A 17,930-nucleotide genomic window follows, 5' to 3' on the forward strand; every position below is an offset into this window, starting at 1 on the left:
AAGCAATGAAAAAGAATATATATACACCCATAATAGCCCTCTTTTTAGGTTTATCGTTTACCGCTTGCGATAAATTTCTGGACGAACTACCTGATGAACGCGCAGAACTTGATTCGCCCGAAAAAATACAAGAACTTTTGGCTACAGCCTATCCTAACGCTCTATATGCTGATTTCTGCGAAACAATGAGCGATAATGCAGGCGATAAAGTGAACCTCACCGAGTCGTCTATATTCAATACTCAAATGTATTCTTGGGAAACTAACAACGAGTATAACACTTGGGATACCCCACCTCACTATTTCTATGCTGCTTATGGGGCAATAGCCAATGCTAACTATGCCTTAGAAGCTGTAGAAAACCTTGGTGGAGGTAGTAAATTTAACTACCTTAAAGGAGAAGCTTTGGTAGCCCGTGCCTATGCACATTTTATGTTAGGACTTTTCTGGTGTAAACCGTTTAATCCAGCAACTGCTGCTTCCGATTTAGGCTTGCCTTATGCTACTAAAGCTGAAAGAAAAGTGTTCGAAATCTATCGTCGTGTATCAGTAAAAGATTATTACGATGCGATTGAAAAAGACTTGACAGAAGGTTTACCTCTTATTGATAACAGCAAGTATAGCAAACCTAAATTCCACTTCACCAAAGAAGCTGCTCACGCTTTTGCTTCACGCTTCTACTTGGTAAAAGGTGATTGGGATAAGGTAATAGCACACGCCAATGAAGCTCTTGGAGCTAATCCAGAAAACAAACTACGCGATGTAAAAGGGCAACGTTCACGTACCTATGCACAACAAGGCTTGCTCTATGCTAGTGCTGATGAACCTGCAAACGCTTTGATTATAGGCGCTTCCTCTCTTTATGAAAGAAACTTTGCTTACAATAAATATGGCTTGACTTTACAAAAATCGGTAGAAGTATTAGGAGACAGCAAGCACCCGCTAAATGCTTTCCGCGCTACTTGGGCTTATCCTCTTTACGGGAACGACGATTACCGCAATTTTCCTAAATACGAAGAGTATTTTAAATATACCAATGTATCAGCAGGTAATGGGTACGCTTATGATATGGCAGTGCTCATCTCTTATGACGAGGTATTTCTCAACCGTTTAGAAGCCTACTTGATGAAAGGTGAAAAAACGAAATTCCTTACTGATTTGGTAGTTTTCTTAAGAAAGAAAACAATGCAAAATATTCCTGATACTTTTGTGTTGAGTGAAGCAGATATGAATACCATTTATCAAAACAAAGGTACTGAGTTCGACCCTGCTTATACACTTTCTACCCAACAACGTGAGTGGTTACAAGCCGTAGCCGATGTGAGAAGAGCTGCTTTTGTGTTTGAAGGCTTGCGCTGGATAGACAACAAACGCCTCGGGATGAAAGTTGTACACGTGAAAGGCGGTCAAACTATGGAGCTCACTAAAGACGACCCACGTCGTGAGTTACAAATCCCTGAAGATGCTATTTCCAACGGTATTACTGCAAACCCAAGATAACTTAACAACAAACATTCAAATTAGTAAGATATGAAAAAGTTATATATCGCCGCAGTGTTAGCACTATCGTTAGCTGCCTGCAACAATAAAGAAAATCTTAGTTCTGAGAGTGTGTTAAAACCCAGAACAACGGCTAAAACGGCATTAGATACCTATATCTACAACAATTTTCAGCAACCGTACAACATTATAGTAACCTATAACTATATTGATGCCGATTTTGAAATGGGTAAATATTTTTACCCTCCTACTGAAGCCAAAGTACAGCCAATGCTCGAAATTGTAAAAAAAGTATGGATTGATGCCTATACTGAGGTAGCAGGAGCTAACTTCATAAAAGAAGTAGCACCACGCCAAATCTCTCTCATTGGGGGGTACAACGTAAACCCTAGTGGTACTATTACTCTTGGGTTTGCCGATAGCGGTATGAAAATCACCCTTTTCAATGTCGATCAGCTTGATGTGACCAAACACGCTGCTACTCGCCAATATTTCCATACTATTCAGCACGAGTATTGCCATATTATCAACCAGAAGAAACCTTATTCTTCTGAATATGGCAAGATTACACCTTCCGGTTATACAGCCAACTGGTATAATGTGCGAGAAGCCGATGCGAATGCCGCTGGTTTTATCACCCCATATTCTATGTTGAATGATATTGAAGATTTTGCCGAAATGACCTCTGGAATGCTCAGTATGAGTAAAACAGCTTGGGATGCTAAAATAAACGCTATCAGTAGCGCCACAGGAAGAGAGTCTATCCGCAAAAAAGAGGCTTTTGTAGTTGCCTATTTCAAAAGCGAATGGAACATCGATATCTACCAGCTACAAGCTAAAGTAGAACAACAAATGCTATCAGTATTACAATAAAAAAGTAGAACAATGAAAAAGTTAATATACATACTTGCAGGGGCTCTTACTCTCTTCTCCTGCCAAAAGAACGAACCCGATGACCTCTTCGGTAAAACACCTGCTGAGCGATTCAACGAAAAAGAAAGCGAACTTCGCAGTGCTCTTACTTCTGCCTCTCAAGGCTGGAAACTTACCTACTTTACCAAAGAAGGTATTTTCGGTGGTTACCATTTTTTGATGAAATTTACCCCCGAAGGATTTGTATCTATGGCGTCCGATTTTAGCAGTAATACGGTTTCTGCCACTACCTCTAAGTACGAATTACAACAAGGACAAGGGGTGAAGCTCACTTTCACTACCAAAAACTATATCCACGAACTTTCAGATGCAATGGAGCAAGGAAAACGAGGAGCTGGTTATGCAGGTGAATATCAGTTTTTATACTACGGAAAAGAAGGCGATAAACTCAAATTCAAAACCCAGCGTAATTCTACTGAACAATTTGTGTACTTTGAGCCTGCTACTGCCCAAGATTGGACAGATATTAGCACTCTTTCAAACAACCTCAATGCTTTGGCAGAGAATATCTCTAATTATTATATGGAGGTAACAGCTAATGGTAATACCATTCCTTATGAAATTGATATACAGTATGGAAGTATAGGGGTAGCTCCACTTTCTAATACCAATGATTTTTCACGAGCCTCAACTGTGGCTACCAAAGAAGGTGTAGCATTCAAACCCGCCCTTACTATTCAAGGCAAGAAGTTTACTGAATTTACACGTGATAACAGTACCACACCTCCTACCTATAAAGCTACTGTTGATGGGGTAACAGTAAAAGTTTATTATGCCGACTTTCCACCTGATGCTTATGTAAGTGATGATTATAGAGCTATGGGTACTACTATAAACCTTCTTGTGTTTGTGCCTAGTGACCTTAGAAATCTTATATCAGATGATTTTTATAACAACATCTTAAAAATAGATAGTACTAAAGAGTTCTATTTATTTAGGGTTTATTTTAAAACATCAAATAGATGTGAAATTCAAATAGCTTATCAATTTGAACCTAATAAAACTGCTTATTGTTTTGTAAACTGTAGTTATGAGTTAAAAAATAAACGTTTATATATCAAAGATAAAACAACTACCACTTACAATAACACAGCTTGGAATGAAGCTCAAAATGCAGCTATAAAAGCAAAAGCTTCAGAAGCTGCTGATAAGTTCTTAGAAGTAGCCTCAGAAGGATTCTATGTAAATAAAACAGATAGAAAATATGGACCTTATATCATATATTCTATACAAAGTCGTAGCAATCGTTCTTACTCTGCTGCAGGAGCTACTGCTAAAATTTAATAGATGAAATGAGATTGTCCAAAAGGTCTCAAAATCACATTTACATCCCTACACTCTGCCAAAGTTCCACACTTTGGCAGAGTTCTTAAACTTCTAATTCATAATCAAATGTATAAATTTATCCTTATAGTATCTGTACTCCTGCTCATTGCTCATATTTTCTATGAGCCATCTATCTTAGGCATTATTAGCCTATCACTACTTACTGTGCTATCTATTTGGAAAATAAAACACCCATAACTAGCATTTAACCCCTTAAACCCCACACACAATGAAAAAGTTATTATTATCCCTGCTATTAGGCACTACAATTAGTGCTTTTAGCCAAGAAAAAGAAACCGCTAAAGACAGTATTCCGTATGCGAAATGGTCTTGTGAATTTGATGCAGGCTTAGGGCTTGCCGAAATGGTGAGCAGTGATTTCCAAATGAGAGGTGATGTAATGCGCATACAAATGCGAGTGCTCTACTCTCCTGAAAAAAACTTCCGCATCGAAATGGGGTTGGGAGTCAGTGAGTTTTCACAAGGCGGCTTTCAGCAAAGTGAAAGTAACTACGCAATGCTCAAAGTCTCTACCCTCGATGTACCCGTACGCTTAGCTGTGGTTACCCCTGTGAGTCCTAATATTGGTATTGTCACGGGTGCCGGACTCCATCTCAGCGCTCCTTTGTGGCGACAGTTCAAAACTCAGGATGTGGACAACAAAGGTTGGATAGGAGGTACAGTCAACCTCGGGTATCACGCTTTTGCAGGAGTAGATTTATACGCTTCCGACCACAGTAAATTAGCAATTTTTGGAGAAATAGGAGGCTCTTTCATGAACAAAGGCAACTACATTACCCGTTACCACGCTATTATCAATTTTAGTTATATTTATACACTTTAACCCCCTAAATCACAATGAAAAAAATCACCCTCCTTTTGCTCGCTATGAGCCTTACGTTCTGCACCAAGAACGACAACGATGCTGTAGATAATCCTATCGACCCAGTGGAAAACACCACCCTGATGAAAGAGCTTACCGCATCTCCCGACGGCTGGAAACTTACGTATGTCTCTCCTGATGATTCTTTCGGGGGCTATAACTTTCTGATGAAGTTCGACGCTCAAGGCAAAGTATCAATGCTCTCCGACCTCAGTGCTACAACAACTCCCACCACCAGCAGCTACCGCACTCAAGAAGAGGGGAGGGGGTTAGTTCTCAGTTTTATAGGGAATAACCAAATCCACCTATTAGCCGATGCTCTACAAGGGGCTGCAGGCAATGCCCATACGGGGAAAGTCTATCAGTTCCTATATACAGGCAAGGAAGGTAATAACCTCAAATTCCAAAACTTGCTTCTGGGAAACAACGCTTCTGTAGTGTTTCAACCCGCTACTGCTGCCGATTGGTCACGTACTCCTGCGTTGTACAAAAATATTACCCCTTTAACTAATACTGCCGCTCATTATTACCTAAAAGTAAGCACTGTTACAGGTACACCCACAACCTATCCTATTGAGTTTACCAATAGAGTGTTATCACTGAAAAATACCCAAAGCAAAGTCGCTACTTTAGCAACCGAAAAAGGGATTGCATTCAATCGTCCTTTTACTTTAGGCGGACAGTCATTCAGCGAGTTAGAACGCGTTGCGGGTAGTGTGCCCCCCGTGTATAAAGCAACCGTCAATGGCGTTACTGCCGAGCTTTTCTACTCCTCAGTACCACCTAATTTCTTTGATGGCGACGATTATAAAGATATCAATACCACTATCGAAGGATTTGCTCTTATGAGCCAACATTTCAAAAATAATGAGTATATGACCGAGGCTTTCTATGAAGATGTGTTGAAAGTAGATGCCTCTACCGACCTCTTTATGCTTAAAATAATGTTTGATGGTGCTGATGATTGCCATATCCAAATAGGACATATTTTTCCAGACAAAGGCTTCTCTATACTCCAAATCAGCTGTAAGTACGAACTCAAAAACAAACGTTTATACTTGAAAGATAGTGATAAAAACCTGAGTACTTCTGCTCCTGATGTTTGGGGAGATGAAAAAAATAAGGCTATTTTAGAGCAAGCACAACGCGCCTTAGGAAGTGTTTATGCTCTTGGAGCGCAAGGGTTATACATCAAAAAACTGAATATCAAAGTTAAACCCCAAGAGGATAACCCCGTATACTTATTGCAAAGCTACGAATTTCCGTTGTACGCTTTCCCTATCTGGGGAGTTCCACTGTAGGGGCGATTGGCAAATCGCCTCTCCTGACTCCTGACCCCTAATAATGAGAAACTTAAGAAAGAAATAATAATAATGAAAAAATCCTTAAAAAACACCGTTCTCCTCGCGCTCACTATGAGCCTCTCATTCTGCTCTAAGAATGATGATGACAACACTGGTAACGACTCCGTTACTCCAGTACAAAACCCTGCCTTGATGAAAGAGCTCACCGCATCTCCCGAAGGCTGGAAACTTACGTATGTCTCCCCTGATGATTCTTTTGGAGGCTATAATTTCCTGATGAAGTTCGACGATCAAGGCAAGGTAACAATGCTCTCCGATCTCAGTGCTACGGCTACCCCTACTACCAGCCGCTACAGTACCCAAGAAGAGGGGAGAGGCTTAGTACTCAGCTTTATCGGCAATAACCAAATCCACCGTTTAGCCGATGCTCTACAAGGAGCTGCAAGTATTGCTCACACAGGTAAAGTCTATCAGTTCCTATATACAGGCAAGGAAGGCAATAACCTCAAATTCCAAAACTTGCTTCTGGGAAACAACGCTTCTGTAGTGTTTCAACCCGCTACTGCTGCCGATTGGTCGCGCACTCCTGCGTTGTACAAAAACATTGCCCCTTTGAGCAACAACGCCTCTCACTATTACCTGAAAGTAAGCCCTACTACAGGTACCCCAACTACCTATCCTATCGAGTTTACCAATAGAGTGTTATCACTGAAGAATACCCCAAGCAAAATTGCTACTTCAGCAACCGAAAATGGTATTGCTTTCCATCGCGCTTTTACCTTAGGCGGACAACCTTTCAACGAATTGAAACGCGTTGAAAACAGTAACCCTCCTACCTATCGCACTACCGTGAATGGAGTTACCGCCGAACTTTTCTACTCATTACTCTCTCCTGACGATTACAACAGTGATGATTACCAGCACATCAATACCCAAATTGAAGCACTTGCGATTAACACTCAAGTAATGAAAAAATATGAGTATCTAACCGAGGCTTTCTATCAAGATGTATTGCGCGTAGATGCCACTACCGACCTCTATATGGTGATGATGACCTTCTCAGGAACTGTTTGCCAAATAGAAATAGGACACAATTTTGAAGAAAATAATCTTTCTTTTATAAGTGTAAACGCTAAATACGAACTCAAAAACAAACGCTTGTATTTCACCGAAACTGACGGAACTTTAACAGTTGATAACGAAGATCTTTGGAATGATCCTAAGAATAAGGCTGTGTTAGAACAAGCCAAACGAGCCTTAAACCGCATCTATGAACTTGGTAATCAAGGTTATTATGTGAAAAAATTGGATCTCTCTATCCGACCTTTTGCTACAAACCCCATCTATTTTTTCCAAAGCTATGAACATCCTCTATATGCTTTTCTTGCTTGGGGACAATAAACTGTAATTTTTGTATCACTACACTTTGGCAAAGTTTCTTGCCTGTGCGGCTCGCACCTTTGCCAAAGTCTATTTCCTAACCTCTAACCCTTAAAACACCTAATTCACAATGAAAAAAATTACACTCCTCCTGCTCGCTATGAGCCTCACGTTCTGCGCTAAGAACGACAACCCCACTGCTGGAGATGACCCTATCACTCCAGTGCAAAACTCTGCCTTAATGAAAGAGCTTACTACAGCTCAAAACGGCTGGAAACTCTCCTATGCTGTCGATGGAGTTACAGGGCATTATCAATTTCTCCTCAAATTTACTGCTGAGGGTAAAGTATCTATGCTTTCCGACCTCAGTGCGACCGCTACCTCCACCACCACGCGCTACACCACTCAGGAAACCAAAGAAGGCAGTGTGTTGAGTTTTGTAGGACAAAACTACCTCCACCAGCTCGCTGATGTACTCCAAGGCGACCCCGCTAAAGATCTTTCAGGTAAGGTATACCAATTCCTATATCTCGGTAAGGAAGGTAACAAACTCAAATTCAAGAACCTCCTTAGCAATCAGCCGTCACAACTCTATTTTGAGCCCCTCACCGCCACCGATGAAGCGCAATTCCCTAACCTTGCGCGCAATATAGTGCCACTCACCGAGCACTCTTCTCACTACCTCCTCAAAGTATCGACGGCAACTACTTCGCCTACATTCTATCCTATTACTTTCACCAATAGAGTGTTAGCTCTTCAAGGCACTACTGTAAAAGCACCCGTAAAAGCTAAAGAAAATGGTATCGCTTTGCTACCTCCTCTAACAATAGAAGGTAAGAGTTTCAGTGATTTAACGCGTAGTGGCAGTACCGAAACTCCTACTTATAGTGCGACGGTAGACGGGGTAACTGTGGAATTGTACTATTCACTCATCAGCCCAGAGGTTTTCAATGCTAACGATTATTTAGCTATCGTCAATGATGAAGTAAGTGCCTTCACCTATTTAGAGTCCTCCTTTAAAAACTCAGCTTATACAAGCAAGCCTTTCCACGACAATTTTTTAGCAATTGATAGTGAAAAAGCATTCAACTCTATCACCCTCCGTTTCAAGGCAGGAAACAAAGTAGATCTTGTCATTGGCTATAAATTCCCAGATAAATCAAGCGCCGAAGCAATTACTGCTAATGCTACTTATGAGTTTAAAGATAAAAAACTCTATATGACCTTTCAAAGTTTCAAGCATCCACTGGCTTCGAGCTCTTGGTTAAAACCCGAAAACCGCGCACTTTTAGACCTCGCTTTTGAGCGTTTAGAAAACCTGATAGCTCTTAGCAGTGAAGGTTTGTACATCAAAAATACAGGAGAAAAACAAAATGATCGCTTTATCTATTTCTTCCAAAGTCATAGTAAGCCCACTTTCTATTTTCCTGCTTATGCACTCAAAAAACTATAATACTCTATGAAAAAGAATGTCCATTGGAGTAATACAGTAAGAATCATTACAGTATTAGTAAGCATATTAGTCATCGTTGCTTTAGTAACGATGAGCAGGAATTATATTTTAAATCCCAGCTACGGCTTGTTGTTAGGTATCATCGCTATTACCATTACCTTAGCTGTATTTGTACTCAGTGCTCCTATGAGTATAGTGTTAGAACCCGATAAACTTACTTTGAAAAAGCTTTTCGGTACTAACAGCTTAAAATACAGACAAATCCTCTCCGTAGAAAAACACAAGCCGTCGCTTTGGGATATGAGAATTTTTGGTTCAGCAGGCTTTTTCGGTTATATAGGTATTTTCTATAACAAGCACATCGGTAAGTACACTTCGTTTGTAGGCGATACCCATCAATGTTTTTTGGTAACCACCAAAAGCGGTAGAAAATACGCCTTCAGTTGTGAATCACCCGATGAGGTGATAACAGAAGTTACAGCCAAATTGTGATATAGCCAAAAATTAACAAATTTGCTGATTAATAATTTTGTTAGTTACAAAAAGTTTCGTATCTTTGCGGGTGAAATCAATAAACAAAAACATTCACCTTAAAAACGCAATTATTATGAGACAAAGAGTACCCATATCACAAATTATGAGCAAGGAGTTAGTAACCCTTACTCCCGATCAATCGCTCTATGAAGCCGAGCGTTTATTCAAAAAACACCACATACGCCATATCCCAGTGGTGGAAGGCGATAAACTTATAGGCATTGTAAGCTACTCCGACCTCCTTCGTATCAGCTTTGCCGATATGACCGATGGCGAGGAAGAAGTAACCTCCGTAGTCTATGATATGTACACCATCCCGCAGATTATGGCTAAAACACCGCTTACGGTAACTGCCGACACCTCTATCAAAGAAGTAGCTGAAATCCTCGCCGCCCAAAGTTTCCACTCTATCCCCGTGGTAGATAACGGCAAACTTGTAGGACTTGTAACCACTACCGATTTGATCAAATACCTATTAGAACAATATTAAATTTAGATAAGAGGTAAGAGATAAGAAACGCAAACTCTTACCTCTTACCTCTTATCTTTTACCTGAATATGAACGAACTAACATTAGAACTTACCGAAGTCAGCCCCCAAGTGTTTTGTGGGGAAGACGAAAGTAATATCAAGTACATCAAAACCCTATTCCCTAAACTGAAAATCGTTGCTCGTGGTAGCAAACTCATCGTTTTTGGCGAAGAACTACAGCTCAAAGATTTCCAAACTCAAATCGAAAAACTCATCGCCTATTGTGCAAAATACAACCGCTTAGACGAGCGTTCTATTGATAGCATACTCTCGGCATCTAGCCCCGAAACTACCGAAAAAGTACGTGAGGAAGATGTTATTGTGCACGGGGTGAATGGTAAAGTCATACGTCCACAAACTCAAAACCAAGTAAAATTGGTAGAAATGATGCGTAATAACGATATGGTTTTTGCTGTTGGGCCTGCCGGTACAGGTAAAACCTATGTAGGCGTTGCCTTAGCTGTAAAAGCCCTCAAAGAAAAGCAAGTACGCCGCATCATCCTCACCCGTCCAGCCGTCGAAGCAGGCGAAAACCTCGGGTTTCTCCCTGGCGACCTCAAGGAAAAACTCGACCCCTATATGCAACCGCTGTACGATGCCTTGCGCGATATGATTCCCCACGAAAAACTCAATGCCTTTATTGAGGCAGGAATCATTGAGATTGCCCCCCTTGCTTTTATGCGCGGACGCACCCTCGACAACGCCTTTGTAATCCTCGACGAGGCACAGAACACCACCCACGCTCAGATGAAGATGTTTCTCACCCGTATGGGGCGCAACGCCAAGTTTATGATCACCGGCGACCCTGGTCAAATCGACCTCCCTCGCAAAGTCTCTTCTGGACTCAAAGAAGCGATGCTCATCCTCCAAAACGTACAAGGTATCGCCTTCCTCCACTTAGACGACAAAGATGTGGTGCGTCACCCACTGGTACGCAGCATCATCGAAGCCTACAAAACCATAGAAAACAACGAATAATCGTAGCACGACAAGCCGTAGTATTTATACCTAAATCTCAGAGCCTCTCCGAGTCCCTCTGAGATTTTCTACCCGTGCGGCTCGCACCCCCATTCTTTGTCCGTGCGGCTCGCACCTCTTTATAATTTGCTAATCACCTAATTTGCTAATTGCCAAATTATTACCTCTTATCTCTTACTTCTTACCTCACAAAAATTTTGCAGTTTCAAATATTTGTTGTAATTTTGCGCCCTAAAAATAAAAGTGTCGTTTGATGACACTATAAGGAATGTTTAATTTTTAATAAAAATCACAAAGAGTGGACACATTAAGCTACAAAACCATCTCTGCCAACAAAGCCACTGCAAACAAAAAGTGGGTCTTGGTAGATGCTGACGGACAGACTTTGGGTCGCCTTGCCTCTAAAGTAGCAAAGCTACTTCGCGGTAAGTACAAACCCGATTTTACCCCTCACGTTGATTGTGGCGATAACGTAATCGTTATCAACGCCGAGAAAATCAACCTTACAGGGAACAAATGGGAAGATAAAACCTATCTTCGCCACACTGGTTACCCAGGAGGACAACGCACTACAGGAGTAAAACAACTCCTCGAAAAACACCCAGAACGTATCATCGAGAAAGCTGTAAAAGGTATGTTACCAAAAACAAAATTGGGTGCAGCAGTTTTACGTAATTTAAAAGTGTATGCAGGTACCGAGCACAAACAAGAAGCTCAACAACCTGTTACCATTAACTTAAACGATTTGAAATAATGGAAGTAATTCACACCATCGGTAGACGAAAAACCGCCGTAGCGCGTATCTACCTTAAAGCAGGTAACGGTACTATCACCGTAAACAAACGCGAACTCAACAATTATTTCACTACCCCTACATTACAATACAAAGTAAAACAAGCCCTCAGCCTTGTAGGTGCTGAAGATGCTTACGATGTAAAAGTAAATGTATACGGAGGTGGTATCACCGGTCAAGCCGAAGCCGTTCGTTTGGCTATCGCTCGCGCACTTTGCGAACTCAACGCCGAAAACCGCGCTGTATTAAAACCTGAAGGGCTCCTAACTCGTGACCCTCGTATGGTTGAACGTAAAAAATTCGGTCAGAAAAAAGCCCGTAAGAGATTCCAATTCTCTAAACGCTAGTATTAGTGAATATTTAAAAGTTAAAGGAAAAGAGTTAAAAATGAATGTTTATTCTTATCTCTTACCTCTTATCTCTTACCTAAAAAAACAATTTGCTCCTTAGTTTAGCATCCAAATGGCTCAGGCGGTTATTCCATTTTTATAAAACCTCTCCAAGCTATTGCTAATATTAGGAACGTAAACTATTTAAAAAGAAATGGCAAATAACATAGAAATTAAAGATTTATTAGATGCAGGCGTACATTTCGGTCACCTTACCCGCAAATGGAATCCTAATATGGCTCCCTACATCTATATGGAACGCAACGGTATCCACGTAATCAACTTATACAAAACCGCTGCTAAAATTGAAGAGGCTGCCGAAGCCCTCAAAAAAATCGTAGCCTCTGGCAAAAAAGTGCTTTTTGTGGCTACTAAAAAACAAGCTAAAGACGTTGTTGCCGAAAAAGCAACTTCAGTAAAAATGCCTTACATCACCGAGCGCTGGCCTGGTGGTATGCTTACTAACTTCGTAACCATCCGTAAGGCTGTAAAGAAAATGTCGTCTATCGACAAAATGAAAAAAGACGGTACTTTCGATACCCTTTCAAAACGTGAAAAACTACACGTAGAACGTATGCGCGAAAAACTCGAGAAAAACTTAGGGTCTATCGCCGATATGTCTCGCCTCCCTGGTGCCCTATTTGTAGTCGATACACTCCGTGAACACATCGCTGTAAAAGAAGCGCAAAAATTAAACATTCCTATTTTCGCTATGGTAGATACAAACTCCGATCCTCGTGAGGTGGATTTTGCTATCCCTGCCAACGACGACGCTTCTAAAGCTATCGAAAAAGTGCTTTCTTACATCACCGAAGCTGTAAACGAAGGTCTTTCTAGCAGAACTGCCGACGCTAACAAAGAAGCTGAAGCAGCCGAATAAATCAAATAAGTTTTGACAAAGTCCCTAACTTTATCAAAGCCCTAAAATTATTTTTTAACTCACTTTCACCGGCTTCTCCCTCCCCTCGGGGGAGGGCTGGGGAGAGGATAAACATTAATAAAAATGGCAAATATTACCGCCGCAGACGTAAATAAACTCCGCCAAGCTACCGGCGCAGGTATGATGGACTGTAAAGCTGCCCTCATCGAAGCCGAAGGCGATTTCGATAAAGCAATCGAAGTATTGCGCAAAAAAGGTCAAAAAGTAGCCGCTAAACGCGCTGACCGCGATTCTAAAGAAGGCGCTGCTATCGCTCAAGTAAATGCTAACCACACGGTAGGTGCTATCATCTCTCTCAACTGTGAGACCGACTTCGTAGCTAAAAACGCCGATTTCGTAGCCCTCGCTAAAGATTTAGCTGATCTTGCCCTTACTGTAAATAGCAAAGATGAACTTCTTGCCTTGAATTACAAAGGCATTACTGTAGCCGAAAAACTTATCGAACAAACAGGTGTGATCGGTGAGAAAATAGAGCTCGGTGCTTTCGAAAAAGTAGAAGCACCTTTCGTAGGTTCTTACATCCACCACGGCAATAAAATCGCCGCTATTGTAGGTCTTTCTGCTGCTATCGCCGATGCTTCTGAAGTAGGTAAAAACTTAGCAATGCAAATCGCTGCTATGGGTGCTGAAACCCTTTCTTACAAAGATTTCTCTCCTGAGTACATCGCTAAAGAAACTGAAGCTCGCATCGCTATCATCGAAAAAGAAAATGAAGAGTTACACCGCTTGGGCAAACCGCTCAAACACGTACCTCAATACGTTTCACAAGCACAACTCACTCCTGAAGTATTAGCTAAAGCTGAAGCTGATGCTAAAGCTGAATTGAAAGCTGAAGGTAAACCAGAACAAATTTGGGATAAAATCCTTCCTGGTAAGATACAACGCTTCATCTCTGATAACACTACCCTCGACCAAGAGAAAGCTCTCCTCGACCAAGTGTACATCTACGACGAAAGCAAAAAAGTATCTGAGTTTGTAAAATCTAAAAACATAGAGATTACAGCTTTCAAACGTGTAGCATTGTAATTTATATTTAAATGATATATGTAAAAAACTCCTCTTACTATCAAGTAGGGGGAGTTTTTCTCTAACTACTACGACCCCTTTCAAAACATTACCAAATTAAAATGAAACATATTATCTATTTATTCCTCTACCTCAGTTTCACCACTGCTCAAGCACAATGGAACATTACCCTTCCTAACGGCGAAACCCTTAATCTCCAATGGCAAGAACGTGAAAACTCTCAGCAAAATAAAGGCATTCACACCTTTGTAGGCTACAGCCAAAACCAGTTTGTCGCTACTTTGGTAGTACACCCTAATAAAGAGGCTTCTGGCAGCTTGCAGTGGGAAGGAATTACCTACCAACTTACAGGTTCACAGCAAGCTAAACTATCAGCAAAAGAGCTACGTCGCCACAACCCCAATGCAAGATGTGGCACTGATACAGAGCAGCACACCTCTCATTTTCCTTCTCCTCAAAACAGCCCTACTGCACGCCCTATCACCACTACTACATCTCTAATGCCCAACGACCCCGAGGGGATTCTCTATCTCTATCGCTTGGCAGTATTGGTGGATTACCACGATTTTGCCCATACTTTTGGCAGTGATATCACACAAGTAAAAAATTTCCTGCTCAACCTCGAAACCTTTCTCAACGAGGTATATGTACGTGATATAGGATTGAAATTCAGCATCGTAGCCGATAACCGACTTATTATTCAAGAAGCTGCTAAGCAGTTGTACAAACAAAAATCACGACGAGATATCATCGAAAATTCTACTGAAAAAATCAATGAATTCATTGGTGATAAACAGTATGACATAGGAATTGTCATCGCTCCTGGCACCGATGCTACCTTGTCAGGACTCGCTTTCTTTTCTGGAGGATTCCGCCTTGTAAGAAAAGGAGGGGCTTCGGCAATAGCCGAAAATGCAACCATTGCTCACGAAATCGGACATTTATTTGGTGCCGACCATACTTTTAAAAACGTCTATTCAGGTAACTCTCTTTATACAGAACCTCGCTACGGTCAATCACTAATGGGCTATAGCAACAATTTCCCCGATGGAGCTTTCTTTTCACTCCCTACCGCTTATCAAATACGTAGCGGGATTGTCAATAGGTCTTATTTCAAAGATTCTCAACGTACTCAGTTGGTAAACCGCAATGGAAATGATGTGAGTAATTTCAATTATGCTTATGGTATCAAAACCGAAAGCTCTTTCCCTACAATCGACCGCACTAAACTACAAGAAACCTATACCATTCCTAAAGATACTTATTTCCAATTCCGTATCAAGGCGACAAGCCCTAACAATCTCCCTATTTATTACACAGCGCAACTCACCAGCAAAGCAGGAGTAAACGATCCTAAGTTCCTCACTCGTAAAGGGAAAACAGAAGGAAATCCCATCACTTTCCAAACGCAGTACAGCGATTTAGGAGGCTTTATAGAGTATACACGTCCCAATGCAAAAGGCGAACACCTCTTTTGGGTAGCAACCTCTAATCCTGCCCCTCAACGCTTTGTGAATTACGATATGGTAGCCGTAAAGGTGAACATCGCCGACGGTAAAACTTTTGCAATCACTAACGGAATGAACGACGAGTACCAAGGGGGTGATAAAATAGCACTTCATTGGCAAGTAGACCCTAACTTCTTTGACCCCAATAGCAAAGTGCGTATCCTTCTTTCCGATGATTTTGGTAAAACCTTTAAATATACTTTGGTAGAAAACACCGAAAACGATGGTACTTGCGAGATTACACTTCCTAATATCGAGATAGGTGCGGTAGAATGGGGCAAACAACCAAAAATCCAACTTCCTGCAGGAGTTATCAAAGTGGAAGTGATAGACCATATTGCATTTGCCATTACCAATGTAGCACCTTATAAAATATCTAACGGAAAATCAGTGCCTAATGGAGGTTTTAAAGTTAAGAAGAAAACGGGAACGCCCACTCCTACAGAAGATAGTAAACCACAACAAGAGCCAGAGAAAAACATTGTCATCTACAATGGCGTTTCTACTGAGAATGCGAACAACTATTTCACAGTAGAAGGAGCAGATGATAATAGCCCTATTCACCTCCTCATTTTCGATGAAATGGGCTTAAAAGTATATGAAAATGAACATTATGGCAAAAACGGCGATTACTTTAGAGGGAACGCCAATGCCAAAGGTTTTATAGGAAATAACAAAGCCCTTCACGGCACTTATTTCTATATCGTTCGTTACAGCAAGCTCGGAAAAGAAGAACAGCAAAAAGGCTTTTTATATGTGAGATAATACTATCACCGTCAGGTGAAAAAGGTGTCCCTACACTTTTCTAAGATTCTCCAAGATTCTCTGAGCTTCTCCAAGATTCTCTGAGCTTCTCCAAGACTCTTCGAGCTTCTCCAAGACTCTTCGAGCTTCTCCAAGACTCTCCGAGCTTCTCCAAGACTCTCCGAGCTTTTCCAAGACTCTCCGAGCTTTTCCAAGACTCTCCGAGCTTCTCCAAGATTCTCCGAGCTTCTCCAAGATTCTCCGAGCTTCTCCAAGATTCTCCAAGATTCTCCAAGACTCTCCAAGCTTCTCCCCCTCATCACAACATCACTTTTTCAACCCCAATTTCGTGTAAATTCTTATTCCACAAACCCAGCTGCACAAATTTGTAAAATTTGAGCACAATTTAAAATATTTTACTGATTTTCAAGTAATTAAATGCCATAAATTCACTATAAAATAATTTTATGATTTATTTTTGGCTGTTTACTTTTATTGTTGTACCTTTGTCTCCTAATACAAGAAATCAACCTTGTTATTGTAGTTGTTTTATTAGTTTTTTAGCACTAATTATTCTAAATATCTTTCTGAAAAAGACACTTGAAATCTCTTGAAAAAGAAAGAAAAATTCAAGGAAGAGAATATGTATATTCTTATTACCCAATATATAGTTACCCATATAAAGATTATGTAGAGAATGATAAAATTAACTATAAAAATATCTTTATATTGGGATAGGGAATGGGTTGGACTTTTAGTAATTCTTATTTTACATTGGCAGATTATAAAGATTCTGATGTTATTAAGGAGTTTGCTGTTGAGAAAAACAGAGTTAATTTTATAAGAACTGATGATGAAACTATTCCAAAAATAAGAACAACAGAAATAATTTTTTATACCTTTGCAAAAAATAATAGAGACACTATTTTTGGGAAAAGAGAAACTTTATATGAAATAGATTTTTTAATTCCAAAAAGTAAAAGAGTATCTCTTGTAAATATCTGAGAATTAAAAAAGCTGAATCTATGCAAAAAAAATATGAATAATGACACTCTTTACTCAAGAAATTATTAATAATTAAATTTATACCATTATGAAAAAATTAAAAGAATTATTTGGGAAACAAATAAGTTTAGGGACTATTTTAGCTCTCTTGGTTGTCACTTTAGTAACATTCTTCTTGACAAAAGAATGTTCTAATACTAAGTCTATTTCTTCTGAAAAAAATTCTTATGGGGAAGTGAAAATAGGAGAAGATGTAATTAAAAATTTGGAAGCGCAGGGGATTCACTTTGCTGATTTTGAAGTTGAAGAAGAAATGCCTAATGATTTTCAAACCATTTATAAAGGAAAAATTTTAGAACAATGGGAATATAAAAAGAAAACCAAATCTGGAAAAGAAAAAATGTATTATGTTTTAGAAATTCCTGTGAAATTGTATCCTGATAGAAGAAAGTATATAAATGTTCCTGAAGATATAGCGTTAAGGGAATGGAAAAATAAATTAGCTGTAGGTAAAGAAGTTTACTACAAAAAATTAGATAAATCAAAAATTTCTGAAGATGAACGTGATGTAATTCCAGAATATTATTTTTCAGGATTTGTGGAATAGTAAAAACAAATAAAAAATAAAGAATAATACAATGAAAACAAAAAACAAAAGAGAAGATGTTTTGTCTAAAAAAATAGTTTTGAAAAATATATAGCAT

The 17,930-nt window shown here is 40.0% G+C and carries 18 protein-coding genes; all 18 read left to right on the top strand.

Annotation, left to right across the window (positions count from 1 at the left end; translation table 11 throughout):
- Window positions 1–5 precede the first annotated feature (5 nt).
- The 18 genes from DR017_RS10075 (at window position 6) to DR017_RS10160 (ending at window position 17,833) form a co-directional block, all read left to right on the top strand.
- Complete coding sequence (locus DR017_RS10075) at window positions 6–1,499, top strand: RagB/SusD family nutrient uptake outer membrane protein (RefSeq protein WP_002681873.1); 1,494 nt, start codon at window positions 6–8, stop codon at window positions 1,497–1,499.
- Window positions 1,500–1,529: 30 nt separating this feature from the next.
- Window positions 1,530–2,372, top strand: coding sequence for a zinc-binding metallopeptidase (locus DR017_RS10080; protein ID WP_002681856.1), 843 nt, complete (start codon window positions 1,530–1,532; stop codon window positions 2,370–2,372).
- Window positions 2,373–2,384: 12 nt separating this feature from the next.
- Complete coding sequence (locus tag DR017_RS10085; protein WP_002681877.1) at window positions 2,385–3,716, top strand: DUF4302 domain-containing protein; 1,332 nt, start codon at window positions 2,385–2,387, stop codon at window positions 3,714–3,716.
- A 108-nt stretch (window positions 3,717–3,824) separates the two neighbouring features.
- Window positions 3,825–3,956: a hypothetical protein gene (locus tag DR017_RS14390; RefSeq protein WP_256587568.1), complete on the top strand. Its 132-nt coding sequence runs from the start codon at window positions 3,825–3,827 to the stop codon at window positions 3,954–3,956.
- A gap of 31 nt (window positions 3,957–3,987) precedes the next feature.
- Entirely contained in the window at window positions 3,988–4,602 is a 615-nt protein-coding gene (locus tag DR017_RS10090; RefSeq protein WP_002681850.1) for a hypothetical protein, read from the top strand.
- 14 nt (window positions 4,603–4,616) lie between these two features.
- Window positions 4,617–5,942 carry a DUF4302 domain-containing protein gene (locus tag DR017_RS10095; protein WP_002681848.1) on the top strand — a complete coding sequence of 442 codons (1,326 nt, stop codon included), beginning with the start codon at window positions 4,617–4,619 and terminating at the stop codon, window positions 5,940–5,942.
- A gap of 72 nt (window positions 5,943–6,014) precedes the next feature.
- Window positions 6,015–7,346, top strand: a complete 1,332-nt coding sequence (locus DR017_RS10100) for a DUF4302 domain-containing protein (protein ID WP_002681878.1) — start codon at window positions 6,015–6,017, stop codon at window positions 7,344–7,346.
- 109 nt (window positions 7,347–7,455) lie between these two features.
- Window positions 7,456–8,778: a DUF4302 domain-containing protein gene (locus DR017_RS10105; RefSeq protein ID WP_002681854.1), complete on the top strand. Its 1,323-nt coding sequence runs from the start codon at window positions 7,456–7,458 to the stop codon at window positions 8,776–8,778.
- A 6-nt stretch (window positions 8,779–8,784) separates the two neighbouring features.
- The gene (locus DR017_RS10110; protein ID WP_002681860.1) at window positions 8,785–9,270 is read left to right on the top strand and encodes a PH domain-containing protein; all 486 of its coding nucleotides are present in this window, start codon (window positions 8,785–8,787) and stop codon (window positions 9,268–9,270) included.
- A gap of 115 nt (window positions 9,271–9,385) precedes the next feature.
- Window positions 9,386–9,802 carry a CBS domain-containing protein gene (locus DR017_RS10115; protein WP_002681867.1) on the top strand — a complete coding sequence of 139 codons (417 nt, stop codon included), beginning with the start codon at window positions 9,386–9,388 and terminating at the stop codon, window positions 9,800–9,802.
- A 68-nt stretch (window positions 9,803–9,870) separates the two neighbouring features.
- Window positions 9,871–10,821, top strand: a complete 951-nt coding sequence (locus tag DR017_RS10120; RefSeq protein WP_002681845.1) for a PhoH family protein — start codon at window positions 9,871–9,873, stop codon at window positions 10,819–10,821.
- 298 nt (window positions 10,822–11,119) lie between these two features.
- On the top strand, window positions 11,120–11,575 hold the full coding sequence (gene rplM / locus DR017_RS10125) for a 50S ribosomal protein L13 (RefSeq protein ID WP_002681881.1): 456 nt from the start codon (window positions 11,120–11,122) through the stop codon (window positions 11,573–11,575).
- Window positions 11,575–11,961, top strand: a complete 387-nt coding sequence (rpsI, locus tag DR017_RS10130) for a 30S ribosomal protein S9 (protein WP_002681865.1) — start codon at window positions 11,575–11,577, stop codon at window positions 11,959–11,961. The genes rplM and rpsI overlap by 1 nt, the downstream gene beginning before the upstream one ends.
- A 196-nt stretch (window positions 11,962–12,157) precedes the next feature.
- On the top strand, window positions 12,158–12,883 hold the full coding sequence (gene rpsB, locus DR017_RS10135; protein ID WP_002681859.1) for a 30S ribosomal protein S2: 726 nt from the start codon (window positions 12,158–12,160) through the stop codon (window positions 12,881–12,883).
- Between the two features lie 123 nt (window positions 12,884–13,006).
- Window positions 13,007–13,969: a translation elongation factor Ts gene (gene tsf, locus DR017_RS10140; protein WP_002681883.1), complete on the top strand. Its 963-nt coding sequence runs from the start codon at window positions 13,007–13,009 to the stop codon at window positions 13,967–13,969.
- Between the two features lie 101 nt (window positions 13,970–14,070).
- Window positions 14,071–16,242 (top strand): T9SS type B sorting domain-containing protein, encoded by a 2,172-nt coding sequence (locus DR017_RS10145; RefSeq protein WP_002681863.1) that lies wholly within the window; start codon window positions 14,071–14,073, stop codon window positions 16,240–16,242.
- A 753-nt stretch (window positions 16,243–16,995) separates the two neighbouring features.
- Window positions 16,996–17,226 carry a hypothetical protein gene (locus DR017_RS10155; protein ID WP_146741536.1) on the top strand — a complete coding sequence of 77 codons (231 nt, stop codon included), beginning with the start codon at window positions 16,996–16,998 and terminating at the stop codon, window positions 17,224–17,226.
- Between the two features lie 88 nt (window positions 17,227–17,314).
- Window positions 17,315–17,833 carry a hypothetical protein gene (locus tag DR017_RS10160; protein ID WP_002682278.1) on the top strand — a complete coding sequence of 173 codons (519 nt, stop codon included), beginning with the start codon at window positions 17,315–17,317 and terminating at the stop codon, window positions 17,831–17,833.
- The last annotated feature ends 97 nt before the right edge of the window (window positions 17,834–17,930 follow it).

The sequence above is a fragment of the Capnocytophaga sputigena genome, from assembly GCF_900446695.1.
Lineage (GTDB): Bacteria > Bacteroidota > Bacteroidia > Flavobacteriales > Flavobacteriaceae > Capnocytophaga > Capnocytophaga sputigena.

What these genes read in the sequence shown, in the direction of transcription:
- DR017_RS10115 (WP_002681867.1), top strand. Translation starts at nt 9,386, where the DNA reads ATGAGACAAAGAGTACCCATATCACAAATTATGAGCAAGGAGTTAGTA.
- DR017_RS10080 (WP_002681856.1), top strand. Translation starts at nt 1,530, where the DNA reads ATGAAAAAGTTATATATCGCCGCAGTGTTAGCACTATCGTTAGCTGCC.
- DR017_RS10095 (WP_002681848.1), top strand. Translation starts at nt 4,617, where the DNA reads ATGAAAAAAATCACCCTCCTTTTGCTCGCTATGAGCCTTACGTTCTGC.
- tsf (WP_002681883.1), top strand. Translation starts at nt 13,007, where the DNA reads ATGGCAAATATTACCGCCGCAGACGTAAATAAACTCCGCCAAGCTACC.
- DR017_RS10100 (WP_002681878.1), top strand. Translation starts at nt 6,015, where the DNA reads ATGAAAAAATCCTTAAAAAACACCGTTCTCCTCGCGCTCACTATGAGC.
- DR017_RS10120 (WP_002681845.1), top strand. Translation starts at nt 9,871, where the DNA reads ATGAACGAACTAACATTAGAACTTACCGAAGTCAGCCCCCAAGTGTTT.
- DR017_RS14390 (WP_256587568.1), top strand. Translation starts at nt 3,825, where the DNA reads ATGTATAAATTTATCCTTATAGTATCTGTACTCCTGCTCATTGCTCAT.
- DR017_RS10075 (WP_002681873.1), top strand. Translation starts at nt 6, where the DNA reads ATGAAAAAGAATATATATACACCCATAATAGCCCTCTTTTTAGGTTTA.
- DR017_RS10105 (WP_002681854.1), top strand. Translation starts at nt 7,456, where the DNA reads ATGAAAAAAATTACACTCCTCCTGCTCGCTATGAGCCTCACGTTCTGC.
- rpsB (WP_002681859.1), top strand. Translation starts at nt 12,158, where the DNA reads ATGGCAAATAACATAGAAATTAAAGATTTATTAGATGCAGGCGTACAT.
- DR017_RS10090 (WP_002681850.1), top strand. Translation starts at nt 3,988, where the DNA reads ATGAAAAAGTTATTATTATCCCTGCTATTAGGCACTACAATTAGTGCT.
- DR017_RS10085 (WP_002681877.1), top strand. Translation starts at nt 2,385, where the DNA reads ATGAAAAAGTTAATATACATACTTGCAGGGGCTCTTACTCTCTTCTCC.
- DR017_RS10110 (WP_002681860.1), top strand. Translation starts at nt 8,785, where the DNA reads ATGAAAAAGAATGTCCATTGGAGTAATACAGTAAGAATCATTACAGTA.
- DR017_RS10160 (WP_002682278.1), top strand. Translation starts at nt 17,315, where the DNA reads ATGAAAAAATTAAAAGAATTATTTGGGAAACAAATAAGTTTAGGGACT.
- rpsI (WP_002681865.1), top strand. Translation starts at nt 11,575, where the DNA reads ATGGAAGTAATTCACACCATCGGTAGACGAAAAACCGCCGTAGCGCGT.
- DR017_RS10145 (WP_002681863.1), top strand. Translation starts at nt 14,071, where the DNA reads ATGAAACATATTATCTATTTATTCCTCTACCTCAGTTTCACCACTGCT.